Origin of the sequence: Glycocaulis sp. (assembly GCF_052168375.1) — a bacterium.
Lineage (GTDB): Bacteria > Pseudomonadota > Alphaproteobacteria > Caulobacterales > Maricaulaceae > Glycocaulis.
Genome location: NZ_JBQLZR010000309.1, coordinates 14,572 through 35,510, shown reverse-complemented (window position 1 = coordinate 35,510; position 20,939 = coordinate 14,572). Strand labels below are relative to the sequence as shown.

Annotated in this window: 19 protein-coding genes; 11 read left to right on the top strand and 8 right to left on the bottom strand. The window is 64.0% G+C overall.

Features of this window, described 5'->3' with window-relative positions; all coding sequences use genetic code 11:
* Nucleotides 1-200: 200 nt before the first annotated feature.
* Nucleotides 201-1,142: a formylglycine-generating enzyme family protein gene (locus ACTS2Z_RS12820; protein WP_442573602.1), complete on the top strand. Its 942-nt coding sequence runs from the start codon at nt 201-203 to the stop codon at nt 1,140-1,142.
* Here the strand turns inward: ACTS2Z_RS12820 and ACTS2Z_RS12815 are convergent, their stop codons facing one another.
* Together ACTS2Z_RS12815 and ACTS2Z_RS12810 are read right to left on the bottom strand one after the other, a co-directional pair.
* Nucleotides 1,143-2,900 (bottom strand): sulfatase-like hydrolase/transferase, encoded by a 1,758-nt coding sequence (locus tag ACTS2Z_RS12815; RefSeq protein ID WP_442573601.1) that lies wholly within the window; start codon nt 2,898-2,900, stop codon nt 1,143-1,145.
* Nucleotides 2,881-4,539, bottom strand: a complete 1,659-nt coding sequence (locus tag ACTS2Z_RS12810; protein ID WP_442573600.1) for a sulfatase — start codon at nt 4,537-4,539, stop codon at nt 2,881-2,883. Before ACTS2Z_RS12810 ends, ACTS2Z_RS12815 begins: the two co-directional genes overlap by 20 nt.
* Nucleotides 4,540-4,647: 108 nt before the next feature.
* Here ACTS2Z_RS12810 and ACTS2Z_RS12805 point away from each other — a divergent pair, with 108 nt between their 5' ends.
* From ACTS2Z_RS12805 to ACTS2Z_RS12790, 4 genes are read left to right on the top strand one after another with little or no spacing between them, the layout of a single operon-like run.
* The gene (locus ACTS2Z_RS12805; RefSeq protein WP_442573599.1) at nt 4,648-5,334 is read left to right on the top strand and encodes a TetR/AcrR family transcriptional regulator; all 687 of its coding nucleotides are present in this window, start codon (nt 4,648-4,650) and stop codon (nt 5,332-5,334) included.
* 16 nt (nt 5,335-5,350) lie between these two features.
* Entirely contained in the window at nt 5,351-6,388 is a 1,038-nt protein-coding gene (locus tag ACTS2Z_RS12800) for a glutathione S-transferase N-terminal domain-containing protein (RefSeq protein WP_442573598.1), read from the top strand.
* Nucleotides 6,389-6,391: 3 nt separating this feature from the next.
* Nucleotides 6,392-7,054 carry a glutathione S-transferase family protein gene (locus tag ACTS2Z_RS12795; RefSeq protein WP_442573597.1) on the top strand — a complete coding sequence of 221 codons (663 nt, stop codon included), beginning with the start codon at nt 6,392-6,394 and terminating at the stop codon, nt 7,052-7,054.
* Nucleotides 7,051-8,289: a DsbA family protein gene (locus tag ACTS2Z_RS12790; protein WP_442573596.1), complete on the top strand. Its 1,239-nt coding sequence runs from the start codon at nt 7,051-7,053 to the stop codon at nt 8,287-8,289. The genes ACTS2Z_RS12795 and ACTS2Z_RS12790 overlap by 4 nt, the downstream gene beginning before the upstream one ends.
* Here ACTS2Z_RS12790 and ACTS2Z_RS12785 read toward each other — a convergent pair.
* A complete protein-coding gene (locus ACTS2Z_RS12785) occupies nt 8,286-8,561 on the bottom strand; it encodes a hypothetical protein (RefSeq protein ID WP_442573595.1) in 276 nt (91 codons plus the stop codon). The two genes, ACTS2Z_RS12790 and ACTS2Z_RS12785, sit on opposite strands and share 4 nt — an antisense overlap.
* A 67-nt stretch (nt 8,562-8,628) precedes the next feature.
* Nucleotides 8,629-8,817 carry a DUF3008 family protein gene (locus ACTS2Z_RS12780; protein ID WP_442573594.1) on the bottom strand — a complete coding sequence of 63 codons (189 nt, stop codon included), beginning with the start codon at nt 8,815-8,817 and terminating at the stop codon, nt 8,629-8,631.
* Between the two features lie 214 nt (nt 8,818-9,031).
* On the opposite strand from ACTS2Z_RS12780, the gene ACTS2Z_RS12775 reads away from it, so the two are divergent.
* On the top strand, nt 9,032-9,793 hold the full coding sequence (locus tag ACTS2Z_RS12775; protein WP_442573593.1) for a cytochrome c oxidase assembly protein: 762 nt from the start codon (nt 9,032-9,034) through the stop codon (nt 9,791-9,793).
* On the top strand, nt 9,793-10,326 hold the full coding sequence (locus tag ACTS2Z_RS12770; RefSeq protein WP_442573592.1) for a CopD family protein: 534 nt from the start codon (nt 9,793-9,795) through the stop codon (nt 10,324-10,326). The genes ACTS2Z_RS12775 and ACTS2Z_RS12770 overlap by 1 nt, the downstream gene beginning before the upstream one ends.
* On the opposite strand, the gene ACTS2Z_RS12765 is transcribed toward ACTS2Z_RS12770, so the two are convergent.
* Nucleotides 10,242-10,814 carry a DUF2231 domain-containing protein gene (locus tag ACTS2Z_RS12765; RefSeq protein ID WP_442573591.1) on the bottom strand — a complete coding sequence of 191 codons (573 nt, stop codon included), beginning with the start codon at nt 10,812-10,814 and terminating at the stop codon, nt 10,242-10,244. The two genes, ACTS2Z_RS12770 and ACTS2Z_RS12765, sit on opposite strands and share 85 nt — an antisense overlap.
* 12 nt (nt 10,815-10,826) lie before the next feature.
* Between ACTS2Z_RS12765 and coxB the strand changes: the two genes are divergently transcribed.
* Genes coxB through ACTS2Z_RS12750 form a run of 3 tightly spaced genes read left to right on the top strand, consistent with a single transcriptional unit; the run spans nt 10,827 to nt 14,352 of the window.
* Complete coding sequence (gene coxB, locus ACTS2Z_RS12760; RefSeq protein ID WP_442573590.1) at nt 10,827-11,498, top strand: cytochrome c oxidase subunit II; 672 nt, start codon at nt 10,827-10,829, stop codon at nt 11,496-11,498.
* Nucleotides 11,495-13,996 (top strand): cytochrome c oxidase subunit I, encoded by a 2,502-nt coding sequence (ctaD, locus tag ACTS2Z_RS12755; RefSeq protein WP_442573589.1) that lies wholly within the window; start codon nt 11,495-11,497, stop codon nt 13,994-13,996. The genes coxB and ctaD overlap by 4 nt, the downstream gene beginning before the upstream one ends.
* The gene (locus ACTS2Z_RS12750; RefSeq protein WP_442573588.1) at nt 13,993-14,352 is read left to right on the top strand and encodes a hypothetical protein; all 360 of its coding nucleotides are present in this window, start codon (nt 13,993-13,995) and stop codon (nt 14,350-14,352) included. The genes ctaD and ACTS2Z_RS12750 overlap by 4 nt, the downstream gene beginning before the upstream one ends.
* A gap of 101 nt (nt 14,353-14,453) precedes the next feature.
* Here the strand turns inward: ACTS2Z_RS12750 and ACTS2Z_RS12745 are convergent, their stop codons facing one another.
* Nucleotides 14,454-15,788: a ferredoxin reductase family protein gene (locus tag ACTS2Z_RS12745; RefSeq protein ID WP_442573587.1), complete on the bottom strand. Its 1,335-nt coding sequence runs from the start codon at nt 15,786-15,788 to the stop codon at nt 14,454-14,456.
* A 64-nt stretch (nt 15,789-15,852) separates the two neighbouring features.
* Between ACTS2Z_RS12745 and ACTS2Z_RS12740 the strand changes: the two genes are divergently transcribed.
* A complete protein-coding gene (locus ACTS2Z_RS12740; RefSeq protein ID WP_442573586.1) occupies nt 15,853-18,102 on the top strand; it encodes an acyl-CoA dehydrogenase in 2,250 nt (749 codons plus the stop codon).
* 27 nt (nt 18,103-18,129) lie between these two features.
* Here ACTS2Z_RS12740 and ACTS2Z_RS12735 read toward each other — a convergent pair whose 3' ends face one another.
* On the bottom strand, nt 18,130-19,641 hold the full coding sequence (locus ACTS2Z_RS12735) for a serine hydrolase domain-containing protein (RefSeq protein WP_442573585.1): 1,512 nt from the start codon (nt 19,639-19,641) through the stop codon (nt 18,130-18,132).
* A gap of 30 nt (nt 19,642-19,671) precedes the next feature.
* Nucleotides 19,672-20,838, bottom strand: a complete 1,167-nt coding sequence (locus ACTS2Z_RS12730) for a serine hydrolase domain-containing protein (RefSeq protein WP_442573584.1) — start codon at nt 20,836-20,838, stop codon at nt 19,672-19,674.
* Nucleotides 20,839-20,939: the final 101 nt, after the last annotated feature.

The window sequence follows — 20,939 nt, the reverse complement described above, 5'->3', positions numbered from 1 at the left end:
TCCCATCTGATTGGCGCGTTCAAGGGGGCAGACGCGCAGCGCAAGAGGGGCGTGCCCAGCGCCCCGACAGGCTAGATGTATCAAGGCATCGGGGAAAAATTAAATCGATTATACTGATTGGCGCTATAGGTATGCTGAATGGTGCGTGCGCGAATGCGAAAGAATGTCTATGGCTTGAGGGTGGAGACGAGGAACAGCCAATGACCGGTCCCGTTATCAGATCGCTGTCACCGGCAGCCTTCAGTGTTGCAGCCCTGCTGATGGTGAGTTGCAGTCCGGCGCCCGTTGCGGGCGTCTGTCTTGTCCCGCCTGTCGCCGATCCGTCCCGCCCGGAGGCCGGCATGGTGTGGATCCCGGCGGGGATTGTCGAGCTGGGCTCTGAGCAGTTCTTTGCCGAGGAGCGTCCCTTGCGTACCGCGCAGGTCGAAGGCTTCTGGATGAGCACACATGAGGTGACCGAAGGCGAGTTCGCCGCCTTCGTCGCTGCCACGGGCTATGTGACGCTCGCCGAACGCGAGGGCGAGAATGCAGGCGGTGGCGGCGTGTTTGGGCCGGGCGTGCAGGTGCGCGACTGGTCGGATATCCGCACTTGGTGGCGCTTCGAGCCGCGCGCGAGCTGGCGCCGTCCGCAAGGGCGCGAAACTGGCGGCATCTCGCAAAGCACACTGCCAGTCGTGCAGATCGCGTATGAAGATGCGCTGGCCTATGCGCGCTGGCGTGGTCACGACCTCCCCGGCGAGGCGCAATGGGAGTGGGCGGCACGCGGTGGCCTCTCCGGCGCACCCTATGTCTGGGGTGATGAGGTGCGCCCCGGCGGCGAATATCAGGCCAATCACTGGCAGGGGATATTTCCGGTGGAGGATTCCGGCGCGGATGGCCATGCAGGCCGCGCGCCTGTCGGTTGCTATGCCCCCAATGGCTACGGTCTTTACGACATGGCGGGCAATGTCTGGGAATGGACGACTGACCGATGGGAGCAACCCGGCTTTCGCGTGATCAAGGGCGGGTCTTTCCTGTGCTCGGACAGCTATTGCCACCGCTATCGCCCGGCAGCGCGCCAGCCGGGCGATGAACGTTTTTCAACCGAGCATCTGGGCTTTCGCACCGTCTGGCATGGGCCGCCACCACAGGAAGGGACGTGATCAGCGTCTCCGATTGGCGAGCAGCAGGACGCCGCCAGCCAGCAAGGCCAGAAGGAGAAGGCCCGCGCCTATGAAAACAGGCCTGTTCTGGCGCAGGAAGGCCTGCCAGCCGAGCGCAGCAATGCGTTCTGCCGCATTGAAATCGTCCGGCACCGGGATCACACCTACGCGCGCCTCGTAGGCGGCATAGGCTTCCAGCATGGAGGCGAAAATTTCCGGCTCGGCCTCTGACAGGTCGCGAGCCTCGCCGGGATCGTCTGCGAGGTTGAACAGGCGCCAGCGCCCATCGCCATGGGGCGCCATGCTGCGCGCAATCTTCCAGTCACCGCGCCAGAGCGCCGACATGCCCGACATTTCGAGGCCGATTGCCTCGTCATCGCCATAGACGCCTTGAACGTTGCCACTCAGGACTGGCAGGAGCGAACGGCCCGTTATCGGCTCACGCCCTTCCAGCGGCTGAGCGCCCGCGAGTTCCAGCAAGGTGGGCGCAATGTCGGTGACGAAGCTGAAGCCGGAGACAAGGCCGCGTGCTTCCACGCCCGGTCCCGAAATCAGCAGGGGCACGCGTACCCCGCCTTCACCTGCGTGGAACTTGAAGAGCGAGAAGGGCGAGGCAGAGGCCAGCGCCCATTCCGGGCCTATAAAGGCATAGGTGCCTTCCTCGCCGAGCGTCTCGACATCGCGCGAATAGCCCTGCATGGCCAGCCACAAGTCAAACGCCCAGTTGTCTGTCGGACGGTTGTATTCAGGCCCGTTGTCGGAGAGCACGATGACGATGGTGTTCTCCAGCCTGCCTTGCGCGTCGAGGCTGTCCAGAAGCCGGCCGACATGGTGGTCGGCAGCTTCCAGCATGCCGGCGGCCACTTCGCGCGATGCAATGACGAAGGCGCGCTCATTGTCTGAAAGACTGTCCCAGTCGCGCAGGCCCGGCGGAGGAGGCGCGAGCTCGGTCCCCGGTTCCACAAGACCCCGCTCTATCGCGGCCTGCAGGCGGGCTTCACGCAAGGCGTCCCAGCCAGCGTCGTAGACACCGTCATAGCGCTCGACGAATTCGCGCGGTGCCTGCAACGGGATATGGTTTGCCTGCAAGGACAGGACGGCGAGGAAAGGCCTCCCGGTATCTCCCTCATCGATGTAATTCAGAAGCCGGTCGGTGAGGAATTGCGAGGAGTAGAAGTCCTCGGGCAGGGACTCCACGGGGGTGGAATCCTCCCACCATTCGGCCCGCGTATAGTGCGGCAGGTAGGGCTGGTACTCCCAATTGTCCGCACCGGAGGAATCCAGGATGAAGCTGCGGTCAAATCCGCGTGCGGCAGGAAGAGCTGTCTCAGAGCGGCCCAGATGCCATTTCCCCGCGATGAAGGATTGATAGCCTGCCGCAGCCAGATGCTCGGCAATCGTCGCAACCGCGGTGTTGAGCTCGCCCTCATGGCCGAACTGGCCCTGATATTCGGGGATGACCATGTGTTCCAGCGTCGGGATACCGGTGCGGTGGCTGTCCGTGCCGGTCATCAGCATGGCACGGGTCGGCGCGCAGGTCGGGGCTACATGGAAATTGGTGAACTGCGCCCCCCGTTCGGCGAGCGCATCCATGTTCGGTGTGGCGATCTCGCTGCCATAGGCGCCTAGATCCGTCATGCCGATATCATCAAGAATGATCAGGAGGATGTTGGGGCGGTCGTCTGCTGCTGCCGGGGCGGCCAGCGCCAGCCCCAGAAACAGCGTCGCCAGCCAGCGGCTAGTTAGGCCAGTAGACATATTCGTCCTCCTCGCTCTCCTCCTCGCCCAGCGGCTGGTCGATGCCGACCGGCATTTCGGCGATGGATGGCCATAAGGGTTCGGCCAGAGTGGCGTTGTGCGCCTCCAGCAGCGCGAGCAGGTCCGCAACGCGCTCGAGCTCTTCTGCCGAGAGGTCACGGCGTTCTTCAGGGTCATTGGCTAGGTCGAACAGCCACACCCGGTCGGGCCGCTGCGCAACCTGCAGTTTCCAGCCCTGATGGATGACGGCCTGATAGTGCCCGCTGCGCCAGAAAAGGGTTTCATGGGGGTCGCCGCTCGCCTCGCCGGTCAGAAAGGCGGTCAGGTCTCGACCGTCCATTGGTGGCTCGGCAGGCAGGCTTGCGCCCCCGATGGCAGCCAGCGTCGGGGCAATGTCGATATGCTGGGAAAGTCCGGTCATTTGCGTGCCCGGTTCGATAACGCCAGGCCAGCTGACAAAGGTTGGCACGCGGATGCCGCCGCCGAAGAAGGTCGCCTTCCAGCCGCGATAGGGCGCATTGATACCGGGCAGGCCGATATAGTGCGCACCCCCATTATCGGAGGTGAAGACGATGATCGTGTTGTCCGCGATGCCATTGTCTTCCAGCGCGTCGAGCACGGCGCCGATACCGCGATCCAGCGAGCGGATCATGGCGCCATATACGCGCAAGGGATGGTCCTCGATATGGGCAAGCGCGTCATAGTCTGCGCGGTCAGCCTGCAAGGGCGAATGCGGCGCCCAATGGGCGAGGTAGAGGAAGAAGGGCCGGTTGCGGTTCGCGCCAATGACCTCCACCGCCTCGCGGGTGAAGTAGTCGGTAAGGTAGCCGTCGGGCTCGAAGCGCGCCGAATTGTTGTGCGTCACGGCGGCGCGCCCGATGGCCCAGTAGACCTGATCGATCGGGTCGAAATCCTGGCGTGCTTCCACGACGCCGGGGGAGCCAGCCGGCGCATAGAGCAGGCCCGCCAGTTCCAGACTCTCGTCGAAGCCCTGGCTCAGCGGATCAGAGCCGTTCGTATTACCCAGATGCCACTTGCCGACATGCACGGTGTGGTAGCCCGCATCCGACAGCATCTCGGCCAGCGTCACCTCCTCTGTTGGCAGGCCCATATCGGCAAAGGCGGGCATATCGCCTTGCGCGTCGCGCATCAGGAAGGGCCGGCGGTCCGCGCGTCCGCGCTCTACATGGCGGACGACCTGCGTCATGCCGGGCGGGGTAGGGGTGAACTCGAACCCTGTGCGGGTAGGATAGCGTCCTGTCATCAGGGCAGCGCGCGAGGGCGCACAGGTGCCGCTGGCGGCATAGGCATTGGTCAGCTGCACGCCGCTGCGGGCAAGGCGGTCGATATTGGGCGTCGGCACGCTGCCACCCGCCACACCGCCATGCAGGGTCAGGTCGTTCCAGCCCAGATCATCGGCCACGATGAGAATGATGTTGGGCGGCTGTTCGCCTGCCGGAGCCTCGGCCGGCCCTGCCTGCCAGTCCACGTCTCTCGAAGGGCCGATCGGGTTGCGGATGTCCTGCACCAGGCCCGGCAGATAGATGAAGTAGCGGTCAAAAGCCCAGAAGGCCGAGACGCCCAGCACGACGAGTGCACCAGCCGCTATCAGCAATCCGCGGACGAGCCCTGAAGACATGGCCGTCTGCCCTCCCCTTGTTTGCGGCTTGCCACTCCGGGCAGGCTCGTTAATATACAACTGTAAAATTAATATCCCGACCTGTCCAACGCAAAAGCGAAAATCGTCATGGCCCGCTTGTCCGCTTCTCTGGACCGAAAGCCGCGCCGGCCTGGCCGGCCGGTAAAGATCGCCCCTGAGGAGCAGAGGCGGCGCATTCTGGATGCGGCGGCGGCGCAGTTTGCCCGGCGCGGGTTTGAAGGCGCATCCTTGCGCGACATTGCAGGTGATGCGGGCCTCTCCCACGCGGTGATCCGGCATTTCTTCGGCAGCAAGGATGATCTGTGGGATGCCGCTGCGGCCGACCTGTTCGGACAGATGAATGCGGCCATGGCCGAGGCGCTGGGTCAGGTGGACCTGAACGATCCCGAAGCGCGCATGGAGGCGCAGGTGCGCGCCACGGTACGCACAGCCTCACGCATTCCCTGGCTGGCCGGTTTTGTGATGCAGGCCGGACTGGCGGGCGGTGAACGCTACGAGACCTTGGTGGAACGCCATCTGCGCCCGGCCTATGCATTCACACTGGAGCCGTTCTACCAGATGAAGGAGGCCGGCCGGGCCCATGTGCCCGATGCCCACTTCCTCTTCATGCTCTCTACGAATGCCGCGATCGGACCGTTTGCGCAGAGCGCGAATGCGCGCGCGCTTGCCGGGCTCGATCTTTCAAATCCCGCCATTGCCGAGCGTTATGCCGACGTGCTTGTCACCGTTCTCAAACATGGCGCGCTGCGGCCTGCCGGACAGTCAACGACATAAGGGGAGGAAAGCCATCATGATGCCGGGCCAGTACACAGTTTACGGGGCGGATCCGTCCTATTTCACCCGCAAGGTGGAGGCGGCCTTTCGCTATATGCGCATCAACCATGCCGCCCGTCCCAAATCGCCTGACGTAAGCGCCCGGCTCGAGGCGCGCTCCGGCACCCATCTCATCCCGGTTGTGGAGACGCCGGAAGGATGGGTCATTCACGACTCCACCTACATAATCGAGCTTCTGGATGCGCGCTTTCCCGCGCACACGGTCATTCCCAAAACCCCGTTCCAGTACATTGCCTGCCGTCTGATGGATGACTGGATCGATGAGTGGTTCACACGCGCGGCCCTGCACCTGCGCTGGATTGATGATGCGGACGCCGCCATCTGCGCGCGAAAGATCGCGATGGATATGGGCGGGGGCACGCATGACCGCCCGCTGACACCGGCTGAAGAGGAATCGGTATCGGCAACCGCCGCCTTTGTGATGCCATGGGGACGCCGCGCCATGACGGTGATGGGAGCGGGCCCGGAATACCAGGAAGGCCTGCGCACCGAGTTCGGCGAGTTTCTGCGCCAGTGCGCGGCACTGGTTGGCAAGGATGGCGGGCTTTTCGGGCGCCGGCTCTCGATGGCGGACCTCGGCCTTCTGGGTGCCATGAAGGCGCACTTTGCTGCCGATGACTATGCGCGCAATTTTGTGCAAGGCGAGGCACCGGCGATACTGGACTGGACGGATCGTGCCTGGGAGCGCCGTGACGAGGGCGAGGGCTGGCTGGCCGATGACGCCTTGCCGGAAGGGTTGGGCGGACTCCTCACACTGATGCGCGGCGGCTTCTGCCAGTACATGGCGGCCAACCGGTCAGCACTGGAGGCGGGAGAAAAATCGTCCTGGTTCACCATAGCCAATGGCCAGGAAGTGCGCATGATCACACGCAAGCCGGTCGAGGATACGCGCCTTGCCACACAGGCGGCTATCGCGGCGCTGCCTGCTGCGGATCGTGCGAAGGTGCGCGAATGGCTGGGCGATCACGGCATTCTGGCCGTGTACGAGGAGTGAGCCATGCTGGAACTTTACACCGCGCCCACGCCAAATGGCTGGAAGATATCCATCGCGCTGGAGGAGCTTGGCCTTCCCTATGCGGTGCGTGTCCTGCAGCTGCAGAAAGGTGACCAGAAGCAGGCTGACTATCTCAGGCTCAATCCCAATGGCCGCATCCCGACGCTCGTCGATCCTGACGATGGCGGGAGGGTCATCTTCGAATCCGGTGCGATCCTCCTCCATCTGGCAGAGAAGACCGGCAAGCTTCTGCCCACTGACGCTGACGGCCGCTCGCGCGCGATCCAGTGGCTGTTCTGGCAGGTGGGCGGGCTGGGGCCGATGCAGGGCCAGGCAAACGTCTTCTTCCGTTACCTGCCGGAGAAGATCCCGCTCGCCATCGAGCGCTATCAGGGCGAGACACGCCGGCTCTATGAGGTGATGAACAGCCGGCTGGCCGAAGCGCCGTATCTGGCCGGTGACACCTATTCCATCGCCGACATTGCCGCATTCCCCTGGGTGTTCGCGCATTTCTGGGCAGGGGTGCAGCTGGACGGGCTGACCCATCTGCTCGACTGGAAAGCGCGCCTCGAACAGCGGCCCGCCGTCTTGAAGGGCCTGTCTATCCCGCCACTGCCCGATCTTTCGAAACTGGCGCAGGCCGGTCAGGACCTGGTGAAGGGATGAAAACGCTTCTGCCGCGCATCATCACCAGTCCCGCCTTGCGCGCCGTGCAGCGCGGCTTTGCTGCCTCCCGGCGGCGGCTCAATTTCTCGCGCCCCGTCGTGCACTATTTCCATCAGGTCGATGACCCGTATTCGGCGCTGGCCGCACGTGCCCTGCCGCATCTGGAGACGGTCTGGGGGGCACGCATTGTCCAGTGCATCGTGCCGCCGCCGGATGCTGCGGCCGCGCCCGATGCCGAGCGGCTGAAGCTGTGGTCCTTGCGTGATGCACAGACGCTGGCGCGGGGGCTCGGCATCGAGCCGAGCTTTACAGACATACCGTCGGACGAATTGCTTGCCAGGGCGCAAGGCGCGCTCGCCGGCGTAGATGACGCGACGGTATTCGCAGCCATTTCCAGCGCCATCGAACGGGCCTTCAAGACCGGGAAGGCATCCACCATCCCGCTTGCCAGCGGGGACGCGAAATCCGCACTCGCCAAGGGCCTGCGCGCCCGGCGGGGCCATTATCTGGGCGGCATGTTCGCCTTTGAGGGGGAATGGTATTGGGGGCTCGACCGGCTGCCCTATCTGGAGGACCGGCTGGCGAAGATCAGGCGCGGCGGCTCCCGCTTCGTCAAAGCGCGCGATGTCACGCTGGAGGTGAAAGCCTCCAGCAAGGATACAATCGAAGCCTTCGTCTCCTTGCGCAGCCCCTATACCTACATCGCCATGCCCCGCCTTATCGCGCTGGCAGAGGCGAGCGGGGCAAAGCTGCGCCTGCGCCCGGTCCTGCCGATGGTGATGCGCGGCCTGCCCGTGCCGCTTGCCAAGCGGCTCTATATCCTGCGCGACACAAAACGCGAGGCAGAGCGCCTCGGCCTGCCCTTCGGCAAGGTGTGTGATCCGGTGGGCGAACCGGTCAATCGCGGTCTTGCAGTGCTCTTTTCGGTGCTTGAGAGCGAAAGGGGCGCCAGCTTCCTCCTCTCCTTCCTGCAGGGCGTCTTTGCCGAAGGCGTGGATGCAAGCAGCGATGACGGGCTCGAACACCTGTGCCTTCGCGCCGGGGTCTCCCGCGCAGAGATGGACGCAGCACTCACCGATCAAAGCTGGCGCGCACGGGCCGAAGCCAATCGCGAGGCAATGCTCGAAGCCGGTCTGTGGGGTGTGCCGAGCTTCAGGGTGAACGACCTGCCCGCCCATTGGGGACAGGACCGTCTCTGGGCGGTTGAAGAGGATTTGCGCTCGCTGCGGCGCTAGGGCTCCTGTTGGTTGGCATTATCCGCATCGGTGCGGCGCAAGGGCTCGGACAGGCGCTCGGGCACCTTGTCTTCCGACTTGCGCAGCCAGCGGTCGAGACCGGGATTGTTTTCCCGGCGCCGTTTCAGCCAGTTCCTCACCGACTGTGATGTCGCAACGAGCAGGCCCAGTCCGACAGGGATAAGCACAATGCCCAGCGGGATGGGAGACCACGATACCGCGAGCCCCGCAATCAGGATCAGGACGCCCAGGATTTTCAGAAATAGCGACATCAGACCTCCTTGCAGCCCTCGCGGCGCAGGGTGTTGAAAATTCGGGCCGGGCCGGGATTACAGCCAGTCAGGACTGCTTGACCTTTTCCGGCTTTCCCTTGCGCGGGGTCGAGGCCATTTCCTCAAGCTCGTCCTCGGACATGGACTCTGCCATTTCCTTGGACGCACCTTTCAGTTCGCTTTTCTTGATGTCGCCGCGTTTCACGGCGAGGGCTGCGCCTGCAGCCTTCTGCTGACTTTTCGATTTGGCGGGCATGGAAACCTCCTTGCCATCGCTGTCGCTGCGCGCCCTTCGGGCACTGAAATGACAACCCGGCGCGTGGCGAAACGTTCCTTGCTGGGTGAGGGCTGTGCAGGTTCTGCGTGCGTCTGCCGGAACCTTCGGCGCGCAAGGCGGGTTACCCTGCCAGGCCGATAGCCGGGCAGGAGGGCGCGATGGTCCGACCCCTACAGGACAACACGGTGCAGGCATGACGCCGGGCGTAGCCTGGGCGTCCGATGCCTATTGCGGTCCGCCAGCGCTGCCGGACAGTCTCTGGACCAGCTGGAATGCTGACCCGCTATTGATTGCAGGTCTGCTTGTAGCGCTGCTCGGCGGGACGATCCTTGCCTCGCGCCGCAGCGGTGATGAGCGCCGGCGCAATCCGGCCCTGCTGGCAGCCTGGCTGATAGCCTTCACGCTCTATGTTTCCCCATTTTGCGCGATGAGCGTGGCTCTCTTCTCGATGCGCGCGGTCAATCACCTTGTGCTGGTGGCCGTGCTGGCGCCATTGCTGGCCTACGGGCTTGGCGGGCGGCGTCTGACCGGCGGGCTGGCGATTGCCGGTGTGCTGCACACCGTCATTTTCTGGTTCTGGCATGCGCCTGCGCCTTATGGCGAAGCCTTGAGCCATGACGCCATTTACTGGCTGATGCAGGCGAGCCTCCTCTGCAGCGGCGTCTGGTTCTGGCGGGCCTTGATGGCGCGCTGGAGCGATATCACTGCAACGGCTGGGACACTGGCCGGTTTTGCTGCGCAGATGGGCCTGCTCGGCGCGCTCATCGCGCTGGCGCCGCAAGCGCTTTACGAGCCGCATCTGGCGACCACGACTGTCTGGGGTCTTTCCGCCCTGGAGGATCAACAGCTCGCCGGTCTCATCATGTGGGTTCCGGGTGTGCTGCCCTATCTCGCGGCCCTCGCCCTCGCCGTGGCATCGGCTCTGGGCCTGAAGCGGAGCGCGGACGGGCGGTGATGCTGATCGCACTGAAATCGATCCATATTCTGGCGATAACGCTGTGGGCGGGCGGGCTCATTGCGCTGCCGGTCCTGTTGCGGCGGGACAATGAAATGCCCAGCCGCGCCGCCGTGGTGCGGCTCCATCATTTCTCGCGCTTTGCCCATGATGCGCTGGTCTCGCCCGCGGCGGTCATCGCCATTGCCAGCGGCATCTCGCTGATCTTCTTTGTGCCCGCGCAGGACTGGCTGTTTCTGAAACTCGCAGCCGTATCCGCGATGGCTGGCATTCACATGCTGGTTGCCCGCGTGCTGGACCAGCTCGAAGCGCCGGGCGCGCGCCCGACACCACTGGTGCGGGCAGGCCTGCTGACAGGCGCGTGCGTCACGTCGGGCGCGGTTCTGCTCCTGGTGCTTGGACGCCCGGATCTGCCCGATGGCTGGATGCCGGGCTGGCTCCTGCAGGGTCAGGAGGGGGAATTGCCCTTTATCTCCGAAGACGGAAGCGGGGGTTCCTCGTCTTCCTCTACCGGCAGGGAGATGCCGACCTGATGTTCAAACACCAGCTTTCCGCCATGCCAGCCGGCAATGCCGACAAGGCCAAGCGCCAGCCAGCTCAGGATCAGGCCCCAGGGCAGGATGGCCTCGGCGCCCTGTTGCAGGCGCAAGGACCAGCTAGCGCCCATCACACCGAGCAACACCATTGCCGCGACGCCATGGCTCCATGCGGCGGCGCGGCGGCGCACGCCGGGCACGAGCAGCAATTCGGCAGCGCCCGCGAGCGCGGCAAGGCAGCCCATGAGGAAGCCGCCCCCGCTCGCCCAGATGGCAGCGCGCGCCCAGAACGGGTCGCTGGTCCACCAGTAGGCGACATCGCAGAACGCCAGTGCGAAGGCACCGGCAATGGGAAAGGCAACCAGCATGGCGTGAACCGGGTGCCCGGCAACGGCGATGCGGCTGTCGAGGTCGTGATAGGCCGGGTCGGCGGCAGAGGGGTTGTGGAAGGTCTGCGAGTTTTCCTCGCTGCGAGTGTCCGCCATCTGCGTCTCCCCTTGCTCCTTGGCCTTGCCGCAACCGGGCTGTCCGGGTGCGAGGGTGCGCTTTCCGCGCTGGACCCTGCTGGCCCCGCCGCGCAGTCGATCGCGACCGTGTGGTGGGTGATGATGAGCGGATCGCTCCTCATCCTCATCTTCATGATGGGCCTGGTCCTGTTACCCTTCCTGAAACGGCATCAGGCCCGCGAGGTTCCCGAACACGTCTGGCTTTGGGCCGGAGGGCTGGCCTTTCCGATGGTGGTACTCACGGCACTTCTGGCGTGGGGACTGCCATCGGGGCAGTCCATGCTGGCCGGTGGCGAGGACGGGGTTCACACCGTGCGGGCCGATGCATTCCAGTGGGGCTGGGACTTTGCCTACCCTGACAGCCCGGCTGTCACGCGCAACGTGCTGTACATCCCGGCAGGCGAGCCGGTCGATGTGGAAATTCGCTCTGCCGATGTGATCCATGCGTTCTGGGTGCCGCGCCTTGCAGGCAAGACCGACGCCATTCCCGGCACGGTCAACACGTTGCGCATCATCGCGCCGGAGCCGGGCATTTATGAAGGCATGTGTGCGGAGTTCTGCGGGCTTGATCACACCACGATGCGCTTTCAGGTGATCGCCCATGCACCAGCGGAATACGAGGCGCGCCGCGCCGCAGGCTTAGACGGCGAGGCGACACCATGAGCGGGCAGACACCTGTCGGCCTGCACCGCGCGCTCGATGCCCTCTGGCGCGCGCCAAAGGGGCTTGCAGCGCTCTCGGCGGTCAATCACTCCGTCGTTGGACGGCGCTTCATCCTGACCGCCTTTATCTATTTCGCGATTGGCGGGCTTCTGGCCATGCTGATCCGCGCCCAGCTCGCCCGCCCCGATAATCCCTTCCTCGGGGCGGAGGCCTACAACCAGATCTTCACCATGCATGGCACGGTGATGATGTTCCTCTTCGCCATCCCCCTGATCGAAGGGGTCGCACTCTACCTCCTGCCCAAGATCATGGGCGCGCGCGACCTCGCCTATCCGCGCCTCTCCGCGTTCGGGTACTGGTGCTACCTCTTTGGCGGCACGATCATCCTGGTGGCCATGCTGGCCGGGGTAGCGCCCGATGGCGGCTGGTTCATGTATACGCCGCTGGCGTCTGCCACCTACACGCCCGGCATCAATGCCGATGTCTGGCTGCTGGGCGTCACCTTCGTGGAGATTTCCGCCGTCTGTGCGGCGGTGGAGATCGTCGTGACGGTGCTCAAGGTGCGCACTGCGGGCATGGCGCTCACACGCCTGCCCCTGATGGCCTGGTACCTGCTGGTCACGGCGGCGATGATGCTGATCGCCTTTCCGCCCCTGATCCTTGGCAGCGTCCTTCTGGAGATCGAGCGGGCCTTCAACTGGCCGTTCTTTGACCCGGAGCGCGGCGGCGCGCCTTTGCTCTGGCAGCACCTGTTCTGGCTGTTCGGTCATCCGGAGGTCTACATCATCTTCCTGCCCGCCGCCGGGGCGGTCTCCACCCTGATTCCGGTCTTCGCGCGTACGAAAATCGTCGGCTATGCGTGGATCGTCGCCGCCATCATCGCGCTGGCTTTCCTCAGCTTCGGGCTGTGGGTGCACCACATGTTCACCACCGGCATCCCGCATCTGGCGCTCGCCTTCTTCTCGGCAGCCTCCATGCTGGTGGCGGTGCCGACCGCGGTCCAGATCTTTGCGTGGATCGCGACGCTGATGCGCGGGCGGCCGCAGATGAGCCTGCCCATGCTCTACCTGATGGGGTTCTTTTCGGTCTTCATCCTTGGCGGGCTGACAGGCGTGATGCTCGCGCTCGTACCCTTCAACTGGCAGGCGCACGATACGCATTTCGTCGTTGCCCATCTGCACTATGTGCTGATCGGTGGGTTCGTGTTCCCGATGCTGGCAGCCGCCTATTACTGGCTTCCGCTGATGACGGGGCGATTGCCTGTGTTTGCAGTGTCGAGAACGGCTTTCTGGCTCATCTTCCTCGGCTTCCACGGCACCTTCCTGATCATGCATTTCACCGGGTTGATGGGCATGCCGCGCCGTGTCTTCACCTATGGGGCGTCTGACGGCTGGGACACGATGAACCTCATCTCATCGGTGGGCGGTTTCGTGATGACGGCGGGCTTTGCCCTGTTCGTCATCGACCTGGTCCTGCAAACCCGGTTCGGTCGGCGTTTCCGGCGCAATCCGTGGGGCGGAACAGGGCTGGACTGGGCGATGCCGACGCCTGCGCCCAGCTATAACTTTGCCGCGCTGCCACGTGTGGACGACCGTGATCCGTTGACCGTCAATGCGCGCCTCGGCGCCGAGATAGCATCAGGCAAGGGATATCTTGCCGGGGCGCCGCGCGGACAGATGGAGACACTGTGCGTCGACATGGTGACGGGCGAACCTGACCATGTGCTGGTCCTGCCGCAAAATGACTACACGCCGTTCTGGATGGCGCTGTCGCTCGCCATCTTTTTTGTCGCCTTCCTGCTGAGCGTCTACTGGATTGCGCCCCTCGGCCTCGTGCTGGCAACCGTGTTTGGCTGGCGCTGGCTCTGGTCCCTCGGCGCAAAAGCCGATCCGGAGCCGATAGAGGCGGCGAAGGGAGAGTGGCTGCCGGTGCATTATGCCGCCTCCAGCGTACCAACCCTGCTCGGACTGAAATACTTTCTCGCCGCCAATGCCGCCTTCTTCGGCTCTCTCGCGTTCGGCTTTCTGTTCCTGTGGACAACGGCTCCGGACTGGCCGCCGCCGGACTTTCTCGCCGCCAACCCGGTCTCGCTGACGGGGGCCGTTATCGGTCTTGCCGGCCTGGCAGGTTTTGCGTGGGCGGCACGGCGGGCCAATGCAAGGCGCCTTAAACGTGCCCGTGTGCTTCACCTTGCCGGGTCTCTCGTTTCAACTCTGATTGCCGGTGCGGGTCTGGCCGCCATCGCCGTCCTCGATGCGCCCGCGCCGCAAACCCATGCCTATGCGGCAGTCACAATGGCGATCCTGGGCTATGTCCTGTTGCACCTGATCCTGGGCTTACTGTTCTGCGCCTATGCGCTCGCGCGCATCGGGGCCGGCTATGTCTCGGCGCTACGCTCTGCCGACATGCGAGGGACGGCCATCTGGCAGACCTACACCGCAGTCACCGGGCTTGGGGGTCTGGCCCTGCTCGTTCTGGCGCCCTGGGGGATGGGATGAACAAGGCCTTGCGCCGCGTCCGCGGCCCCGATCTCTACTGGCTTATCGCAGGCTTCACGCTCTGGGCGATCGGGTTTTGTGCGCTTTACGGCGTGCATGCCATCGGGTGCCGGGCCGGATGGGAAGAGGCGGCATTTGCAGGCATCAGCCTGAACCGGACTGTACTGATCGCGGTCTATATCACCCACATCGCTCTGGGCGCAGCGCTTTACTGGCCCTTGCGGCGCGTCGCCGCGCGCTGGCAAGGCGCATCGGCTGAAACGCTGGCGCGCATCTGTGTGATTGTCACGGTCGCGGCCACGCTGTCGACACTCTGGATCGGCGCGCCGGTCCTGTTTCTCGATGCCTGCCGCTAGAGGTTCACGACGAGCGCAAAACCTGCCGCCAGCAAGACGGCGAATCCTACAAGGGCGACGGCGGTGACAAGGGCCAGAACAGGTCTCATCGTCTCTGCCTCCTAGACCAGATCGAAGATTTCAGCGTCGATTGCGGCAAGCGGTACGCCCATGGCGCGCAAATGCGACTTTGCTGCGTCGGTGAGCGGGCCAGGGCCGCACAGGAAGTGTGGCCATTGGTGTGTCTCCTCTGGCAAATGGCGCTCCAGCAGTTCGCGGTCGATAAAGCCGGATTCGCCTTCCCATCCTGCTGGCGGGTTTTCGGGCACGTGTACCAGATGCAGGTTCAGCCGCTTTTCGAGCTCTTCGAGTTCATCGCGGAAATGCGCGGTGTCCATGTCCTTGGTGGCATAGATCAGGATGACCCGCCGCTGGTCGCCGCGCGCATCAAGGGCGTGGATGTTGCTGATCATGGGCGTGATGCCGACCCCGCCGGCAATCATGACAAAGCCTTCTGCGTCCGGGTCGTTATCGACCGAAAAAGCCCCGAAGGGGCCGTCCAGATAGGCCTTCGCGCCGGGCCGGGTGCGTGCCGCCCAGGCGCTGAAATCGCCCAGCGGCTTGATCGAGAGCGTAACCTGCGGCCCGTGTTCGGGCGGGGTGGAGATGGTGAAGGGATGCTCCTTCAGCGCGAAAGGTGAAGCGCCGAGCGTGAGCCAGACAAACTGGCCGGGCTTCCAGTTCTTCAGACCCTCGCCTTTGGGTTCCAGTACGAGAGAATGGACACCGCCTTCGCGCGGAATGTTCTCAACGATGCGCCATGGGTTGCGCCACAGGCGGAAGGGCCGGACGAGGCGCGTCCAGACCAGAAGCCCGGCCCAGCTCACGGCCACGCCCAGCCACAAGATCCGCTTGTCGGCCTCGCCGGTGAAATGACCTACGCCCAGAATATGCGTGACTGCCGACCCGAAGGCGATGACGGCCAGGATCACATGCCCGTAGCGCCAGAGGCCGTAGGGCAGGTGCAATGTCTTGCGAAGTTCGGACGTGATGACGAGGAGGACAAAGCTGGCCAGCGCCACGCGCCCCATTGTCAGTTCCCAGCGCGCGGTCAGGGGATTGAGGTCCCCCAGTTCGGGCTGGAACCAGATGTAGAGAATGCCGAAATGGCCGAGCATCAGCGCCACCGCGCCAATCGCGAAATAGCGGTGGAACAGGTAGACTATGTCGATGCCATAGGGCCGCGTGATGGGCTGGAACCGGGCGGTCAGGACGAATTGAAGACCGGCGGCGGCCAGAGCGCCAAAGCCCAGCCCCATCGAAAAGTCCCAGAGTACGCTTCTCCCGCTGGCGCGTTCACCGGCCAGAAGGACGATGAAGGGCAAGGCGAGGGCAAAGGCGGCAAGGGCGACCCAGAGGGCCGCCTTGATCGGGAGACGGTCGAGGCGCAAGCTCATCAAACGGGAACGCACCAATCCGGCACGCGTTGCATGCTCCAGAGGCAATGCCGGTTGTTGCGGCATGCGGACATCAAGGAGACGCGCGATGAAGTGGCGGCAGAACCTGATCAGCAAACCCCTGATGCGCTTGTATGCAGGCGTCGTACCCGCCATGTCCGAGACCGAGGCTGAAGCCATCGAAGCCGGTACAGTGTGGTGGGACCGCGAGATCATGTCGGGCCGTCCGGATTGGGACTACCTTGCCGGGCTGAAGACCGGCGTGCTGACGGCGGACGAGCAGGCCTTCATCGACGGCCCGGTCCAGACCCTGTGCGCAATGCTGGACGACTGGCAGATCGAGCATGAATTGCGTGACCTGCCCGAGCCTGTCTGGGATTTGCTGGTCCGCGAGGGCTTCTTCGCGATGATCATTCCGGCCGACCATGGCGGGAAGGGCTTTTCCGCCTTTGCCCATTCGGAAATCGTGCGGATGATCGCCACGCGTTCCATCACGGCTGCCGTCACCGTGATGGTGCCCAACTCGCTCGGCCCTGGCGAGTTGCTGATGCTCTACGGGACAGACGAGCAGAAGCAGACTTATCTGCCGCGTCTGGCCAGCGGAAAGGACATTCCCTGCTTTGCGCTGACCGGCATTGAGGCTGGTTCTGACGCTTCTGCCATGAGCGATGAGGGCGTCGTCGTTGAGCGTGAGATCAAGGGCGAGCGCGTGCTCGGCATCGAGATCACCTGCAACAAACGCTACATCACGCTCGCGCCGGTTGGGACGCTGGCCGGGCTTGCCTTCAAGCTGCGGGACCCGGACGGGCTTCTGGGCGGTGAGGAGGAGCGCGGGATTACTGTCGCCCTCGTCCCGACCGATACGCCAGGTCTCGAGACCGGGCGGCGCCACCAGCCTTCGGGGCTCGCTTTCCAGAACGGTCCTGTAAGCGGCGAGAAGGTTTTTGTGCCGATGGACCAGGTGCTCGGCGGGCGCGAGCAGATCGGAAAGGGCTGGAAGATGCTGATGGGCGCGCTGGCGGCGGGCCGCGGCATTTCGCTACCCTCCTTGAGCTGTGCAGGCGGCGCCGTGGCGGCCGTCTCGACCGGGGCCTATGCCCGCGTGCGTGAGCAGTTCGGCATGGCAATCGGCAATTTTGAAGGCGTGCGTGAACCGCTCGCCCGGATTGCGGCCAATGCCTATTTGCTCGATGCCGGGCGCTATCTGACCAGTGCCGGGATTGATGCAGGCGAGAAGCCTGCCGTCGTTTCCGCAATCATGAAATATCACGCCACCGAGCGCCTGCGTCAGTCGATCAACGATGCGATGGACGTGCATGGCGGCAAGGCCATCATGGAGGGGCCGCGCAATCATCTGGCAACAGCCTACAAGGCCATTCCGGTCGCGATCACCGTGGAAGGCGCGAACATTCTGACCCGCAGCCTGATCATTTTCGGACAAGGCGCAATACGCTGCCATCCCTATCTGCTCAAAGAGATGGAGGCGGTCAGAAACCCGGACAAGGAAGAAGGCCTCAAAGCCTTCGACAAGGCCCTGTTTGCGCATATCGGGCACGATATCGCGAATTTTTCGCGGGCCTTCGTCCACGGTCTGACCTTTGGCCGGTTCGCCCACGCGCCGGACAAGGCGGGGGAGCTTGCACCCTATTACCGGCAACTGACCCATGCTTCGGTACGTCTCGCGGTTATTTCCGAAGTGGCGCTGGGTGTGCTCGGCGGCGCGTTGAAGCGCAAGGAATCCCTGTCCGCGCGGCTGGGTGACATTCTGGCAGAAATCTACCTGCTCTCAGCCGTGCTGAAACGCTATGACGCGGAAGGCCGGCAGGCTGAGGACAAGCCCTTGCTGGACTGGTGTTTCGAGGATGGCCTCTACCGGATCCAGCAGCGGCTGCGTGCCGTCATTCGCCATTTCCCGGGCTTCCATTGGCGGGTGCTGCTGCGTCTGGTGATCTGCCCTCTGGGCCAGCATCGCCAGCCCCCGTCCGACACGCTGATGCATGCGGCGGCAGAATGCCTCCTGAGTGAGACCGGTACGCGTGAACGCCTCGGCCGCAACGTCTACACCGGCTCCGGCGATGATCCACTGGCGGTACTGGAACGTGCGTTCCGGGCCGTGGTCCGGCGCGATGCCCTTCTGAAGAAGGCAAAGGATGCGGGCGTCAAACCCGATGAAGCTCTTGCCAACGGCGTGCTGTCACAGGCCGAGCTTGACGAAATCCGGGCAGCGGATGCGCTCGCACGCGAGGTGCTGCTGACGGACGATTTCGAGGCTGGCCGGATCGAGAAGGGCCACGCCGCGCAGGATGCGGCCTGAAGCGCGCATCCTGCACGCGGACAGTCGCTATTCGTCAGCTTCGCTGTCGTCTTCGCCGCCTTCCAGCGGACCGGCATAGTGCCAGTTCATGAAGGGCTGGCTGGCAAAGGAGAGCCGCAGATCCTCTCCACTGCCATAGAACTCCACCTGATCGAACGGGCCACCCTCGCGCAGACCCGTCGCCTGTTCAAACAGGCCCGGTCCGATCTGCTCGAAATAGAGGGTCTGGCCGATCGCCTCGATGGTCAGCGCATTATCGCCCACCGCGCGCACAACTGCATGCATGAGCGGGTGCGGCTCGGTTGAATAGTCGCGGCGATTGACGAGATAGCGGCCCTCGAAATTGCCCGCTTCTGCCTGTTCGGTCCATCGCGGGGACGGCTCTTGGGGAAAGAGGCGTCCGGTGATGGCTGCGGACAGCTCACCTTGCGCTGGGCGGCCTGCAGGGGCTGCCACGATGGAGAGGAAAACGCCGGTCTGTGTTTCCGGAGACAGGATCATGTTGGAGCGGAAATCGCGCATCGCGCCGGCATGGCCGATCAGGCGCGGTCCTTCCTCGCGATAGACCAGATAGCCATGTGCCATGCCCGGCAGGCGCGGCGCATTGGTAATGGAGTTGCTTTCCAGCAGAGCTACCGATTCTGCGCTGAGGATGCGGGCCTCTCCGAGTGCGCCGTCATTGAGCATCGCCATCATGAAGCGGGCCATGTCCGGGCCGCTGACCGTGGCCGAGCCTGCCGGCATCACCATCGAATAATAGTCGAACGTCCGCGCGGTGAAGCGCCCGTTCTCGAGGTCGTGACCGAGGGCAATGCGATCTGCCAGCGCTTGGGGCAGGGGTTCGCGGAATGTCGAGGATGTCATGCCGAGCGGCTGGAAAATGTGTGCCTCGACATAGTCGGCAAAGTGCTCGCCCGAGACCTGCTCGACGATATAGCCCGCCAGCGAGGTGCCCCAGTTGGAGTAGGCTACTTCCTCGCCCGGTGCCCGCACCCGCGCTGGAACATGGGTGCGCGTCCATTCGGCATGATCGATCAGGGCTTGCGGGTCGGTGGTCGTAAACCCGCCGACATCGCTCATGCCCGGCGTGTGCTGTAACAGGTCCCGCACGGTGATCGGTTCCCCGTTAAAGGGTTCGATCTCGAAATCGATGTGCGCGTTGACGTCATCATCAAGCGAGACCCGTCCCTGTTCGACGAGCTGCATGAGCGCGACCCAGGTAAACATTTTCGAGATGGAGCCGGGCCGGAAGAGCGTGCTTTGCCCGTCGACGGGTACGCGGTTCTCGACATCGGCAAAGCCGTAACCCCGGCTCATCACCACTTCGCCCTGATGGACGACCGTCACGAGCGCGCCGGACACTTCGCGCGAGGCGATCTGCTGGGCCATCACGCCGTCAATGAAGGCCGGCAGGGTTTCGATGCGTGCCGGATCAAGGGTTGCCGTCACACTGCCGCTCGGCTGCGCCAGCGCAGGCATGGCGTGAAGCGGCATGAGGGCAAGGACGGTGGCTAGAAGTAGTCGGCGGGCAGGGCGCATGGCAATTTCCTTTTTTGGCGGACACGGCGGCTAGTCGGCGTCAGCGGGGGCCAGGGCCTCGAACACGGCCTCCGCCAGCACAGGGGTGCCGCGTGCCGCCGGGCCGATCGTGTTGACAAGAAGCACGATGGTCACGTCCTGGTCAGGGTAGTGCATGAGAGAGGCATTGAAGCCGTTGATCGAACCGCCATGGCCGATAAAGCGGTGACCGCCCCTTTCTCCGGTCATGATGCCGAAGCCGTAGTCTGAAATGTTCGTGGAGCCGCCTTGGGTGGCGCGCGCCGCACTAGCGAGAGAGCCGTCGATCAGCCGCGCCGGTGCCAGCATGAGCGAAAGGCCGTCCTGCGATACAACCTCACCGCCGAGAAGGGCGTGTGTCCACACAAGGAGATCGCGCGGTGTGGAGCGCATGGCTCCCGCGCCCGCAGCAACGCTCAGGGAAAGATGGGTGGTGTTCGTAAAGTCGCCCGGAGCATCTTCAACGACGTCATAACCTTGTGCCCGTCCAGGTACGATCTCGGCTGCGGTGTCGATGCGGGTCCGCGTCATGCCCAGAGGCTCGAAAACGCGCTGCTCCAGAAAGTCCGCGAGCGGCATGCCTGCAGCGCGCGCCGCAATATAGTCCAGCAGCATGTAGCCGGTATTGCTGTAGCTCCAGCCGGTACCCGGGTCGAAATCGTAGAGCGGGTCCGCGCTGCGGATATAGGCCAGCATGCGCGCCTCGTCGTGCTCGAGCGGCGCAGCAATCGCCATGAAGCCCTCAAGAGAGGTGTAGTTGTGCAGGCCGGAGGTGTGCTGCAGCAAATGGCGGATCGTTACCTCTCCGCCGCGTGGAAAATCGGGGAAATAGGCGTCAATCGTGTCATCGAGCGATAGCCGGCGCTCTTCAGCCAGCAGGAGAATGGCCGCTGCGGTAAACTGCTTGGTGACCGAGCCGATGCGGAAAACCGTGTCTTCCGTAACCGGCACCTCATGCTCCAGATTGGCGAAGCCATAGCCGTTCACCACGAGTATCTCGCCGCGATGTGCGATCCCGATCGACAGTCCCGGCGCCTCGCCCGCTTCAAGCACTGTGCTGGCAAATGTGCCGGCTGCCTCGGCCGCACGGCTTGCAGCATCCTCTGCAGCAATTGCTGTAGAGGCTGCCGAGAGAAGCAGGGGGAGGCAGGCAAGGGCAATCTGGAAAAGGCGGGTCATGGCGGCCTCCGGACAGAAATGGTGCCGCAGAGCGAAGCACTCATTCTTTCTCTTGGCAATCCCAATCAGAGAATTGCGTCCTGAATGGATAAATTTTAATC